The following is a 12,492-nucleotide window of genomic DNA, read 5'->3' on the forward strand; positions in this document are numbered from 1 at the left end:
CACCTGGGATCAGGTGCCGGGCCCCTTCGCGCGTCCCCTCAGGGGATCAGATGCCCTGCCAGGAGGGCTTGCTGGCGTAGGTGTGCCGGAAGTAGTCGGCGAGCTTCAGCTTGGAGGCGGCGGCCTCGTCCACGACCACGGTGGCGTGCGGGTGGAGCTGGAGCGCGGAGGCCGGCACGAGCGCCGCGACGGGGCCCTCGACGGTCTGCGCGACGGCCTCGGCCTTGCCCTCGCCGGTGGCGAGCAGCACCAGGTGGCGGGCCTCCAGGATGGTGCCGATGCCCTGGGTGATGACGTGGTGCGGGACCTGCTCGATGTCGTCGTCGAAGAAGCGGGCGTTGTCCACCCGGGTCTGCTCGGTGAGGGTCTTGATCCGGGTGCGGGAGGCGAGCGAGGAGCAGGGCTCGTTGAAGCCGATGTGCCCGTCGGTGCCGATGCCGAGGATCTGGAGGTCCACGCCGCCGGCGTCGACCAGCGCCTTGTCGTACGCCTCGCAGGCCGCCTGGACGTCCTCGGCGGAGCCGTCCGGGCCCATGAAGTGGTCCTCGGGGAGGCCGAGCGGCTCCACGACCTGGCGCAGCACGGTCGAGCGGTACGACTCCGGGTGCCCGGCGGGCAGTCCGACGTACTCGTCCAGCTGGGCGATGCGGGCCCGGGAGGGGTCCACGGAGCCGGCCCGGACCTGGGCGATCAGGGCGTCGTAGATCGGGATCGGGGTCGAGCCCGTGGCCACGCCGAGCAGCGCGTCGGGCTTGCGGCGCAGGAGGTCGGCGATGCCGTCCGCGATGAGCTCTCCGCCCGCCTTGGCGTCCTTGACGATGACAACTTCCACGCTGTGCCTGCCGATCTGGTGAGGGGCTGGGGAGGGGCCATGTGGTATAGACCAATCAAAGTCCAAATCTAGCAGAGTGAGGCCCGTCTCCTCATGCCGTTCCGCACCCCGGACGGCCCGCGCCTCCCGGCCCCTCCATCGTCGGCCGCGCGTCACCCGCCAGCCACTCGAACCCCGCCCGCACACCCCCGACCGGGGTGGGGGAGGGGTGAGGGGAGGGGGATGGGGGGGGCACGAAGAAGGGCCCCGCCGTGGCGGGGCCCGGAAAAGACCGCGGGCCGCGGCGCCTGGCGGGACCCTCAACCCGCCCGGCACCGCAGCCCGGGTGTACCCGGCCGGGGGTGTGCGGACCCTCGGCCGTGAAGGGAGGTCTCGACGCAGTCAGGGCAGAGTGCGCCGGGTACCTCGTCCATCCTCCTGTGCGGGGAGGATGGAGGCTGTGTGGAGTTCGATGCGTTCATTGTGGACTAGACCATTCTTGTCTGTCCATCCACCTGAACGCGGTGTTTCCGGGCCCATCCTCCAACACGGAGCCCCGAAGAGCCAGGTTCACCGGCTGTTAATTCCGCGGGTACGCTCGCACCGTGCCCTCCATGAACGACCTCGTCCGCCAGCACACCGCCCTGAGCGACTCCGACCTGGAGTGGCTCCACCTGCTGGTGTCGGAGTGGCAGCTGCTCTCCGACCTCTCCTTCGCCGACCTCGTGCTCTGGGTCCCCACCCTCGACGGCACCCGGTACGTCTCCGTCGCCCAGATGCGGCCCAACACCGGCCCCACCTCCTACCAGGACGACATGGTCGGACACCTGGTCCCGCGCGGCCGCCGCCCGCTCCTGGACGCCGCCCTCGACGAGGGCAGGATCGTCCGCGAGGGCGACCCCGAGTGGCGCGAGGAGGTCCCGGTCCGGGTCGAGTCCATCCCCGTGCGCCGCGAGGGCCGGGTCCTCGGCGTGATCGCCCGGAACACCAACCTGCTGACCGTCCGCACCCCCTCCCGGCTGGAGCTCACCTACCTCCAGTCGGCCTCGGACCTCGCCCAGATGATCGCGGCCGGCACCTTCCCCTACCCCGGTGAGCAGTCCGACATGGACTCGCTGCCGCGGGCCGGCGACGGCCTGGTCCGCCTGGACGCCGACGGCATGGTCCAGTACGCCTCGCCCAACGCGCTCTCCGCCTACCACCGGCTCGGCCTCGCCGCCGACCTGGTCGGCCAGCACCTCGGCCAGATCACCGCCGAACTGGCCCCCTCCCGGGGCCCGGTCGACGAGGCCCTGGTCAAACTCGCCTCCGGCTACGCCCCCCGGAACTTCGAGGTGGAGGGCAGCGGCGGGGTCATCCAGCTGCGGTCCATCCCGCTCAAGCCCAAGGGCAGCCGGATCGGCTCCCTGGTCCTCCTCCGGGACGTCACGGAACTGCGCCGCCGCGAGCGCGAGTTGATCACCAAGGACGCCACCATCCGGGAGATCCACCACCGGGTGAAGAACAACCTCCAGACGGTGGCCGCCCTGTTGCGGCTCCAGGCCCGCCGGATGGATTCCGACCGGGGCCGTGAGGCGCTCAACGAGGCGGTCCGGCGCGTCGGTTCGATCGCCATCGTCCACGAGACGCTGTCCCAGAACCTGGACGAGCGGGTGGAGTTCGACGAGATCGCCGACCGGGTCATCGCGATGGTCGCCGAGATCTCCCCGGGCAAGGTCACCTGCCGGCGCAACGGCCGCTTCGGCATCCTGGACGCGGAGGTCGCCACCCCGCTCTCCATGGTCCTCACCGAGGTCCTGCAGAACGCCCTGGAGCACGCCTTCGCCCCCGGCGAGCACGGCACGGTCGAGGTCAGCGCGGTCCGCGGCGAACCCCGCCCCGACGCCCGCCTGCTCATCACCGTCCGCGACGACGGCCGCGGCCTGCCAGAGGGCTTCGACCCGCAGAAGGCCGGCAACCTCGGGCTCCAGATCGTACGGACCCTGGTGGAGGGGGAGTTGGGCGGCACCTTCGACATGAGGCCCGGCAGCGAGCGCGGCACCAAGGTGGTCCTGGACGTCCCGGTGCGCCCGCAGAAGTAGGGCCCGGCGGGGCCGGTCGCCGGTCACGCACAGCAGCGAGCCCCGGACCGAAGTGAATCGGTCCGGGGCTCGAATGCTGTGGGGTACTGCTTTACTGCTGCGCGCTGCGGCTCGGGGGCGGTGAATGCGTACGCGGTGTACGCGCCGCTTGCCTCAGGCTGTGCAGGTGGCTCAGGCGCTGGCGTTGCGCGCCCGGTTGCGGGCGGCGCGGCGCTTCATCGCGCGACGCTCGTCCTCGCTGAGGCCACCCCAGACGCCGGAGTCCTGGCCGGACTCGAGCGCCCACTGCAGGCACTGCTCCATGACGGGGCAGCGGCGGCAGACGGCCTTGGCTTCCTCGATCTGCAGCAGCGCAGGACCGGTGTTGCCGATGGGGAAGAACAGCTCGGGGTCTTCCTCACGACAAACGGCGTTGTGACGCCAGTCCATGGCTGCTACCTCTCTTGGTTATTACGTGCAAGTTGCTTGTGAATGTGAACGCTTTCACGAATCCCCCAACAAGTGAAGGGCCGACTGCCGGATGAACCGGTGTGGTCCTGGTTTGAGGAGGGGTTCTGGCTCTCAGTGGAGGCCGGTCTTGCGGGCCGTCCCGATCGCCAAGAAGAGACTCGCAAACCTCGGCAGCGGATACAACCCCTTCCGGAAAGTTTTTTTTGATTCCTCGGTGTCGGCTAGGTCACAGCCGTACTTCTAAGGGGTGGATGCGCGCCTAAACGTTCGAGTGCAAGGACTTTCGGCCCTTCCACTCACACAATCACACGCAGTGCACGGCGTACGCCTGTGAACGTCACGCTCGTACGCAGTCCGAGGTGGTCTCCGTCCATCTGGAGAGGGAGGGGCACCTTCGAATGCAAGGTGAAGTCGGTCAGGTCGTGCAGAGTCGTGGCGTGCTTGCCGCGAGGGCCCCGTTCGGGGGTCGAAGTGAGCAGCTGAGTGGCGTACCGGGCCACCGCCGGGGTCGACAGCCGGCTCAGTCCGAGCACGTCGAGCGCGGTCTCGAAGGACGCCTCCGGGGACGCGTACACCGGGCGATTGCCCAGGTAGGTCCAGGGGGAGGTGTTGCAGATTATGGAGAGGACCAGGTCCTCCACCGGCTCGGCGCCGGGCCGCTCCAGGGTGATCGTCCCGTGCCGCCGGTGCGGTTCCTCCAGGAACTGGCGGAACACCTGGCGCAGATAGAGCGCGTGCGTGGACCGCTTCCCGCGCTCGCGCTGCTGTTCGACCCGGCCGATCACGCTCGCGTCGAAACCGAGTCCGGCGCAGAAGGTGAACCAGCGGGCCGGCACCTCCTCGTCCGGAGTGTCCGGCGTCCCCGAGGCGAGCCCCAGGCTCACCGTCCGGGCCCGCCGCTCCCGCAGCGCGTCCAGCAGGGCGCCGGTCGCCTCCACGGCGTCGTTCGGCAGCCCCAGCGCGCGGGCGAAGACGTTGGTCGAACCGCCCGGCACCACCGCCAGGCCCGGCAGCCGGTCCGGATCGGGCCCGCCGTGCAGCAGCCCGTTCACGACCTCGTTGACCGTGCCGTCGCCGCCGAGCGCCACGACCAGGTCGATCTCGCCCGACTCGGCCGCCCGCCGCCCGAGGTCCCGGGCGTGCCCGCGGTACTCGGTGCTGACGGCCTCCAGCTTCATCTCGCTCGCCAGCGCGTGGATCAGCACGTCACGGGTGCGGGCACTGGTGGTGGTGGCTGCCGGGTTGACCACGAGAAGTGCGCGCATGCCCGCCAGGGTACCTACCCGGCGGTACCGATCCCAGCCCCGCCCGCTCCCCGGACACCCCCACGACCGCCCCCGGCGCACCCCCCGGCCTGGGCCCCGCCCGGGAACCCGGCCGGGTCCAGGCCGGTTCCAGGCCGGGTCCCGCCAGGTCCCGGACCCGGGGCCCGAGGGCGTCCCGTTACGCTGCCCTGCATGAGCAGCACGGAGCAGACCCCCCGCCCCACCCGCCTGGCCGCCGCCGCGGGCGTGGCACTCGTCGAGGCACTCGGGCTTCTCGCCGGCGGCGTCTACATGCTGGTGCGGACGCTGTCCGACGGGGGCGAGGACCTCACCGGCGGGGTGACCGGCGGAGTGACGCTGTGCGCGCTCGGCCTCATCCCGCTCGCCGCCGCCCGAGGCCTGTGGCGGATGCGCTCCTGGAGCCGCGGCCCGGCCGTGATCACCCAGATCCTCGCCCTGCCGGTCGCCTGGCAGATGCTCCGGTCCGAGGGCGTGATCCCGTACGGGATCGTGCTCGCCGTGCTCGCCGTGACCGGGCTCGTCCTCCTGGTGAACCCGGCCACGACCGAGGCGCTCGGCATCCGGCGCCCCGGCCAGGAGGGCTGAGTCCCGGAGGTCACTCCTCCACGAGGAGCTTCTCCCGGAGCTGCGCCAGGGTCCTGGCGAGCAGCCGGGAGACGTGCATCTGCGAGATGCCGACCTCCTGCGCGATCTGCGACTGGGTCATGTTCCCGAAGAACCGCAGCAGCAGGATCCGCTTCTCCCGGGGCGGGAGGTCCTCCAGGAGCGGTTTGAGCGACTCCCGGTACTCGACCCCCTCCAGGGCCTCGTCCTCCGCGCCGAGCGTGTCCGCGACCGCCGGCGACTCGTCGTCGGTGTCCGGCACGTCCAGGGAGAGCGTCGAATAGGCGTTGGCCGACTCCAGGCCCTCCAGGACCTCCTCCTCGGAGATCCCGAGCCGCTCCGCCAGCTCGTGCACGGTCGGCGAGCGCCCGTGCTGCTGGGACAGCTCCGCCGTCGCCGTCGTCAGGGAGAGCCGCAGCTCCTGGAGGCGGCGGGGGACCCGTACCGCCCATCCCTTGTCGCGGAAGTGACGCTTGATCTCGCCGACCACCGTGGGCGTCGCGTACGTGGAGAACTCCACGCCCCGCTCCGGGTCGAAGCGGTCGACCGACTTGATCAGGCCGATCGTCGCCACCTGCGTCAGGTCGTCCAGCGGCTCGCCGCGGTTGCGGAAGCGTCGCGCCAGGTGCTCCACCAGCGGCAGGTGCATCCGCACCAGACGGTTGCGGAGCTCGGCCTTCTCGGGGGAGCCCTCCGGCAGCGACCGCAGCTCCACGAAGAGCGCGCGGGCGCCGCTGCGGTCCTGCGGGTGGTGACCGTGCGTGGCGCCGTGGCCGGGCGTCGCCGAGTCCGGGGCGTCACCGGTCGCGGCCCCGTCGGCCCGCGCCCCGCCGCCGTCCGCCGCCGAGTCCGCCGCGGCCGCGTCCGTGGTGGTCCCACCCGTGGCGGTCCCGTCCGTCGCGGTCCCGTCCAGGGTCGTCCCGTGCGGGGCCGCGGCCGGTGCCGGTGCCGGGGGAGCCTCGTCGTGCTCCTGCTCGTGCTCGCTCATCTGGTCCGCCTGCTGCTCCGTAGCGACCTCATGCGGCCGTGCTGCCTGCTGACCGGGGATGCCGGCCGTCGCGTCCCCGCTCCTCACGCCGGGCCTGGCCCCGCGCCGCGCTGTTTGTACAGGCTGATCGAGACCGTGTTGTCCTCCGCGACCGAGGACTCGACCTTGCCGGCCAGCGCCGACAGCACCGTCCAGGCGAAGGTGTCCCGCTCGGGGGCCCGGCCGTCCGTCGTCGGCGCGGACACGGTCACGTCGAGGGAGTCGTCCACCAGCCGGAAGACGCAGCTCAGGACCGAGCCGGGCACCGCCTGCTGGAGCAGGATCGCGCAGGCCTCGTCCACCGCGATCCGCAAGTCCTCGATCTCGTCGAGGGTGAAGTCCAAGCGCGCCGCGAGGCCGGCCGTGGCCGTACGCAGCACGGACAGATAGGCACCCGCAGCGGGCAGCCGGACTTCCACGAAGTCCTGGGTCCCGGGCTCGCCTGCGATCTGGGACACCCTCACCTCCAAGGTGGCACAAGCTCAATCGGGGCCCGGGGGGAAAGACCCCCGGACCGGCGGTCACGCAGGGGCTGCGCGGTCCGCGGTGACGCTATCGCGATCCATCCTGCCGTGTCGCCGCAAGCCCCCGGGCCCCCGATCCCGGCCCGTCACTCATGGTAGGCCCATGGGCGCGGACCGTGGCCAGGGGTGTGCGGGGACCGAAACGCAGTGGTGACCGGCGGAGGGGTGACGTACCCAGCGGCCCGCCCGTCGAACCGCCCCGTCCCCAAGAGACCGCCTCAGACCAGCGACTCGTCCACGAAGCACCAGCGCCAGGCCTCGCCCGGTTCGAAGGTCCGCATCACCGGGTGCCCGGTCGCGCCGAAGTGCCCGGTCGCGTGCCGCCCCTGCGAGGAGTCGCAGCAGCCCACGTGCCCGCAGGTCAGGCAGAGCCGCAGCTGCACCGGGTTCGTCCCGTCGGCCAGGCACTCGGGGCAGGTCTCGTGGAGCGGGGCCGGCTCGGGGCGCGGCATTTCTGCTACGTGCAGGCACTCGATCATGATGGCCAGGGTACGTGGCGGGCGCCCGGGACCCGACGGCTCGGACCGGGCGGACCGGACCGGACGTACGGGACCGGGCGTACCGGACCAGGTGGGCCGGACCGGGTGTTCCGGACCGGTGGACGAGGCGAGCGGCGAGACAGGACGGTGGAGGGGCGGCATGGACGCACTGCGACTGGTGGCACTGGTGGCGGCGAGCGCGGCGGTGGCGGGACTCGCCCGCCGCACCCCCGTACCGGCCCCGCTCCTCCTCGTCACGGTCGGCCTGGTCGCCTCGTACGTGCCGGGCGTCCCCGACTACACCCTCGACCCGCACGTCGTGCTGCCGCTGATCCTGCCGCCGCTGCTCTACACGGCCGCCGTCGAGTCCTCCTACCTGGACCTGCGGGCCAACATCCGGCCCGTCGCGCTGCTCTCCGTCGGGTACGTCCTCTTCGCCACCGTGGCCGTCGGCTGGCTCGCGTACGTCCTCGTCCCCGACCTGCCGCTCACCGCCGCCCTCGTCCTCGGCGCGGTGATCGCCCCGCCGGACGCGGTGGCCGCCACCGCCATCGCCCGTCGGCTCGGCCTGCCCCACCGGATCACCACGATCCTCCAGGGCGAGTCCCTGGTGAACGACGCCACCGCCATCACCGCCTACAAGGTCGCCCTCGCCGCCGCCGTCGGGGCGGGCATCAGCTGGGCCGGCGGCCTCGGCGAGTTCGCGCTCGCCGCGGTCGGCGGCGTCGGCGTCGGCCTGCTCCTCATGGTGCCGATCCACTGGCTGCGGACCCGCCTCACCGAACCGCTGCTCCAGAACACCCTCTCCCTCCTCATCCCCTTCATCGCCTACGCGGCGGCCGAGGAGGTGCACGCCTCCGGTGTGCTCGCCGTCGTCGTGGTCGGCCTCTTCCTCGGGCACAAGGCGTGGAAGGTCGACTTCGCCACCCGCCTCCAGGAGGAGGCCGTGTGGAAGATGGTCGCCTTCGTCCTGGAGTCCGCCGTCTTCGCCCTGATCGGCCTCCAGCTCCCCTACGTCGTCCAGGGGCTCGGCCAGTACGGCATCGGGGAGGCCCTCTGGTACGCCTTCGGGGTCTTCGTCTTCGTCGTCGTGGTCCGCTTCGTCTGGGTCTTCCCGGCCACCTTCCTGCCCCGCCGGCTCTCCGCCCGGGTCCGGGAGCGCGAGCCGGGCGTCGACTGGAAGGCACCGGTGGTCGTGGGCTGGGCCGGCATGCGCGGGGTGGTCTCGCTCGCCATCGCCTTCTCCATCCCCGTCGTCACCGACGGCGTCGAGTTCCCCGCCCGCAACCTCGTCCTCTTCCTCACCTTCACCACCGTCATCTCCACCCTCGTCGTCCAGGGCCTCACCCTGCCCCCGCTGATCCGGTTCCTGAAGCTCCCCGGCCGCGACCGCTACCAGGAGACCCTCGCCGAGGCGCAGGCCCAGAGCGAGGCCTCCCGGGCCGCCGAGGCCCGCCTCGACGAACTCCTCGCCGACGGGCGCAACACCCTGCCGGCCCCCCTCGCCGACCGGCTCCGCACCGTCCTGGAGCGCCGCCGCAACAGCGTCTGGGAGCGCCTCGGCGCGGTCAACGAGCTCACCGGCGAGACCGCCGACGACACCTACCGGCGGCTCTCGCGCGAGATGATCGAGGCCGAGCGCGAGGTCTTCGTCCGGCTCAGGGACGAGCGCCGGATCGACGACGAGATGATGCGCACCCTGCTGCGCCGCCTCGACCTGGAGGAGGCGGCCGCCTACCGCGAGGAGACCGACTGATCCCGGGTGCCGGTGACCACCGCCGCGATCCGGGTCCCGGGCGGGAAGGCGTCCTCCTCGGCGAGGGACACCAGTGCGAGGAGCATTTTGGCGACATACAGCCGCTCGATGGCGAGTCCATGCCGCGCCTCGAAGTCCTGTGCGAAGGCGTCCAGTTCCGGGGTCGTCCGGCCGTAGCCGCCGCAGTGGAAGCGCTCGTCCAGCCACCAGGCGCCGCGCGGGCCGCCGAAGGCCGCCTCCTGGAGGGCCCGCACCTCGCCGCCGAGGAAACCGCCCCTGAGCACCGGCACCCCCAGCGTCCGGCCGCCGAAACCGGCCGCCAGGCCCGCCAGGGTGCCGCCCGTGCCGCAGGCCACCGCCGCCACGTCCGCGAGCCCGGCCAGCTCCCCGCCGAGCGGCGCGCACCCCTCCACCGCGAGCGCGTTGCTGCCGCCCTCGGGGACCACGTACGTCCCCTCCGGGGCCCGGTCGAGGAGCGCGGCGAGCACCGCCGGCTCGTGCTTCGCCCGGTACGTGGAGCGGTCCACGAACTCCAGCCGCATCCCGTCCGCCGCGCACCGCGCCAGCGAGGGGTTCAGCGGACGCCCGGCCAGCTCGTCTCCGCGCACGACCCCGATCGTGGGGAAGCCGAGCAGCCGCCCGGCGGCGGCGGTGGCCCGCAGGTGGTTGGAGTACGCGCCGCCGAAGGTCAGCACCGGCCGCCCGCCCGCCGCCCGCAGGTTGAGCGCGAGCTTGCGCCACTTGTTGCCGGGCAGGGCGGGGTGGATCAGGTCGTCCCGCTTCAGCAGCAGGGTCAGCCCGCGCCGGGTGAACCGCTCGTCCTCCACCGGCTCCAGGGGCGAGGGGAGCCGGGGTCGCAGGGCGGAGAGGTCGTACGTGTCCACCCGGCCATTCTCGCGGGCCACGCGCGCGTGGGGGAGCCCGGGCCGGGGACCCGGGGAATCGGAGCCCGGAACCCGGAACCCGGAACCCGGAACCCGGAACCCGGAACCCGGGAGCCGGGAGGCGGGCGTCGTCCCGGCCCGTACGCGCGCGTCCCGGCCCGTACGCGCGCGTACCGGCACTCCGCCCGTACGCGCGCGTGCCGCGGGACTGCTCGGCGCGGCGGTTCGGCGCGGTGGTTCAGCGCAGCAGTTCGGCGACGCGCTCGCGCATCGACGCCATGGTGAAGCCGCGCGGGTCCGTCTTCCCCGGCTGCCACTCGCGGTGGCCGATGACCGAGCGGTGGGTCCAGCCGTGCGCCCGGCAGAGCGCCGCCGACGCCTTCGCGATCGCCTCCAGCTGCGCCTTGGGCCAGGGGTCCGCGCCGTCGCCGAGGTTCTCGCACTCGAAGCCGTAGAAGTGGCGGTTGCCGTCGGTGGTGGCCTCGTCGTCCACCGGCAGGGCGTGCTCGGCGATGACGGCCCGCAGCACCTCGTCGTCGCCGAGCCCGGCGTGGTTGGCGCGCCCGTGGCCGACCAGGTGGACGGTGCCGTCCTTGGCGATGACGCCGTGGCACAGCGGGCCCGGCAGCCCCGCGTAACCGTCGCGGCAGATGCGGACGGTGGTCGCGGTGCCCCGGGTGACGGTGTGGTGGACCATCACCCCGTGCACCGGCCCCCAGGGGCCCTTGTGGTTCCTGTTGTGGGTGGACCAGTCGCCGACCTCGACGACCGACAGGCCCTCGCCGCGCAGTGCGGAGAGGATCCTGCTCGCGGACAGCGGAACGGCCATGGTGAGCTCCTTCCAGGCTTTCGGGCTTCCGGCCCTCCGGCGGAACGGACCCCGAACCTCCGGAGTACCGGAGTCCGTTCCTCCGCTGCCATCCGTTCGAGCCGCGTGCGAGCCGAACCGGACAGACCGGCCGAGTCCCACGCCCCGCCGGGCGGCGGGAAATCCGGTGACATGCCCCGAAGACCACCGAACAGTCCCACCCGATTGTGTAATGGCGCCGCCACGTTCCGTGCTGAAAGGCTTCCTTTCGCAAGTCAGACGTACGAGAGGGAGTTCCATGTCCGTTGGTTCGGTTGGCGACGAGGTCCTCGCGGAGCGGGCTCCGCAGCAGAGTCTCGGCACCGCCGCCGCGCGGAACCTCGCCTCGACCACCAAGTCGGCCCCGCAGATGCAGGAGATCACCTCCCGCTGGCTGCTGCGGACGCTGCCCTGGGTCGAGACCAAGGGCGGTGCCTACCGGGTCAACCGGCGGCTCAGCTACGCGGTGGGCGACGGCCGCGTCACCTTCGTCCAGACCGGTGACCGGGTCGCGGTGATCCCCGCCGAGCTGGGCGAACTGCCGGCCCTGCGCGGATACGAGGACGAGGCGGCCCTCACGGAGCTCGCGGCCCGCTGTACCCAGCGCGACGTCGCCGCCGGCGAGGTCATCGCGGTCGCCGGCGCCCCGGCCGACCGCGCCTACCTCCTCGCGCACGGCCGCGTCGAGCAGCTCGGCGAAGGCCCGTACGGCGACGAGGCGGTGCTCGGCGTCCTCGCCGACGGCTCCTACTTCGGCGACGCCGCCCTCCTCGACGAGGACGCCACCTGGGAGTGGACCGCCCGCGCCGCCACCGCCTGCACGGTCCTGGAGCTCACCCGCGCCGACGTGGCCGCCCTGGCCGCCCGCGCCGGCTCGCTCGCCTCCCACCTCGCCGGGATCGCCGGCCGCGCCGAGCGGTCCACCAACAGCTTCGGCGAGGCCGCCATCGACCTCTCCGCGGGCCACGTCGGCGAGGCCGTCGTCCCGCACGCCTTCGTGGACTACGAGGCCACCCCGCGCGAGTACGAGCTGAGCCTCGCCCAGACCGTGCTCAAGGTGCACACGCGCGTGGCGGACCTCTACAACCACCCGATGAACCAGACCGAGCACCAGCTGCGGCTCACGGTCGAGGCCCTGCGCGAGCGCCAGGAGCACGAGCTGGTGAACAACCGGGAGTTCGGCCTCCTCGCCAACTGCGACTACGGGCAGCGGATCCAGCCGCACGACGGCGTCCCCGGCCCCGACGACCTCGACGAGCTGCTCTCCCGCCGCCGCGGCTCCAAGCTCTTCCTCGCCCACCCGAAGGCCATCGCGGCCATCGGCCGCGAGCTCAACCGGCGGGGTCTGGTGCCCGAGACGCTCGACGTGGCCGGCACCCGGATCCCGACCTGGCGCGGGGTCCCGATCTACCCCTGCGACAAGATCCCGGTGACCTCCGCCGGCACCAGCTCGATCATCTGCATGCGCACCGGCGAGTCCGACCAGGGGGTCATCGGCCTGCACCAGACCGGCCTCCCCGACGAGGTGGAGCCCGGCCTCTCGGTCCGCTTCGCGGGCATCGACGAGCAGGCGATCATCTCCTACCTGGTCACGACCTACTACTCCGCCGCGGTCCTCGTGCCCGACGCGCTCGGAGTCCTGGAGAACGTCGAGATCAGCCGGCGCCGCTGAGCACCGGCCGGGCCGGGGCCCCCCCCCCCCCCCCCCCCGCCCCCCGGGGGCGGGGGCCCCGCCCCCCCGGGA

12 protein-coding genes are annotated in these 12,492 nt (G+C 72.7%); 4 read left to right on the forward strand and 8 right to left on the reverse strand.

Features of this window, described 5'->3' with window-relative positions; genetic code table 11:
* Window positions 1-46: 46 nt before the first annotated feature.
* A complete protein-coding gene (nagB, locus tag ACFQ8C_RS31880; RefSeq protein WP_383464368.1) occupies window positions 47-832 on the reverse strand; it encodes a glucosamine-6-phosphate deaminase in 786 nt (261 codons plus the stop codon).
* A 593-nt stretch (window positions 833-1,425) separates the two neighbouring features.
* Between nagB and ACFQ8C_RS31885 the strand changes: the two genes are divergently transcribed.
* Window positions 1,426-2,892, forward strand: a complete 1,467-nt coding sequence (locus tag ACFQ8C_RS31885) for a sensor histidine kinase (protein WP_383464423.1) — start codon at window positions 1,426-1,428, stop codon at window positions 2,890-2,892.
* 171 nt (window positions 2,893-3,063) lie between these two features.
* Here the strand turns inward: ACFQ8C_RS31885 and ACFQ8C_RS31890 are convergent, their stop codons facing one another.
* Complete coding sequence (locus tag ACFQ8C_RS31890) at window positions 3,064-3,321, reverse strand: WhiB family transcriptional regulator (RefSeq protein ID WP_003953983.1); 258 nt, start codon at window positions 3,319-3,321, stop codon at window positions 3,064-3,066.
* Window positions 3,322-3,638: 317 nt separating this feature from the next.
* Entirely contained in the window at window positions 3,639-4,607 is a 969-nt protein-coding gene (locus ACFQ8C_RS31895) for a diacylglycerol/lipid kinase family protein (RefSeq protein ID WP_383464371.1), read from the reverse strand.
* Window positions 4,608-4,799: 192 nt separating this feature from the next.
* Here ACFQ8C_RS31895 and ACFQ8C_RS31900 point away from each other — a divergent pair, with 192 nt between their 5' ends.
* Window positions 4,800-5,213: a hypothetical protein gene (locus tag ACFQ8C_RS31900; RefSeq protein ID WP_383464374.1), complete on the forward strand. Its 414-nt coding sequence runs from the start codon at window positions 4,800-4,802 to the stop codon at window positions 5,211-5,213.
* 10 nt (window positions 5,214-5,223) lie between these two features.
* On the opposite strand, the gene ACFQ8C_RS31905 is transcribed toward ACFQ8C_RS31900, so the two are convergent.
* The 3 genes from ACFQ8C_RS31905 to ACFQ8C_RS31915 all read right to left on the reverse strand — a co-directional run bounded on the left by ACFQ8C_RS31905 (window position 5,224) and on the right by ACFQ8C_RS31915 (window position 7,261).
* On the reverse strand, window positions 5,224-6,219 hold the full coding sequence (locus ACFQ8C_RS31905) for an RNA polymerase sigma factor SigF (RefSeq protein WP_383464377.1): 996 nt from the start codon (window positions 6,217-6,219) through the stop codon (window positions 5,224-5,226).
* 83 nt (window positions 6,220-6,302) lie between these two features.
* Entirely contained in the window at window positions 6,303-6,716 is a 414-nt protein-coding gene (locus ACFQ8C_RS31910) for an anti-sigma regulatory factor (RefSeq protein ID WP_030492700.1), read from the reverse strand.
* A 284-nt stretch (window positions 6,717-7,000) separates the two neighbouring features.
* Window positions 7,001-7,261, reverse strand: coding sequence for a UBP-type zinc finger domain-containing protein (locus ACFQ8C_RS31915; RefSeq protein WP_383464381.1), 261 nt, complete (start codon window positions 7,259-7,261; stop codon window positions 7,001-7,003).
* Window positions 7,262-7,421: 160 nt separating this feature from the next.
* On the opposite strand from ACFQ8C_RS31915, the gene ACFQ8C_RS31920 reads away from it, so the two are divergent.
* On the forward strand, window positions 7,422-9,017 hold the full coding sequence (locus ACFQ8C_RS31920) for a Na+/H+ antiporter (RefSeq protein ID WP_383464384.1): 1,596 nt from the start codon (window positions 7,422-7,424) through the stop codon (window positions 9,015-9,017).
* Here the strand turns inward: ACFQ8C_RS31920 and ACFQ8C_RS31925 are convergent.
* Window positions 8,996-9,901, reverse strand: a complete 906-nt coding sequence (locus ACFQ8C_RS31925) for a 1-aminocyclopropane-1-carboxylate deaminase/D-cysteine desulfhydrase (RefSeq protein ID WP_383464387.1) — start codon at window positions 9,899-9,901, stop codon at window positions 8,996-8,998. The genes ACFQ8C_RS31920 and ACFQ8C_RS31925 overlap by 22 nt on opposite strands.
* Window positions 9,902-10,139: 238 nt before the next feature.
* Window positions 10,140-10,730: an N-acetylmuramoyl-L-alanine amidase gene (locus ACFQ8C_RS31930; RefSeq protein ID WP_383464390.1), complete on the reverse strand. Its 591-nt coding sequence runs from the start codon at window positions 10,728-10,730 to the stop codon at window positions 10,140-10,142.
* Window positions 10,731-11,007: 277 nt separating this feature from the next.
* On the opposite strand from ACFQ8C_RS31930, the gene ACFQ8C_RS31935 reads away from it, so the two are divergent.
* Window positions 11,008-12,420 (forward strand): family 2B encapsulin nanocompartment shell protein, encoded by a 1,413-nt coding sequence (locus ACFQ8C_RS31935; protein ID WP_383464393.1) that lies wholly within the window; start codon window positions 11,008-11,010, stop codon window positions 12,418-12,420.
* Window positions 12,421-12,492 lie beyond the last annotated feature (72 nt).

Origin of the sequence: Streptomyces sp. NPDC056503, assembly GCF_042794995.1 — a bacterium.
Classification (GTDB): Bacteria; Actinomycetota; Actinomycetes; order Streptomycetales; family Streptomycetaceae; genus Streptomyces.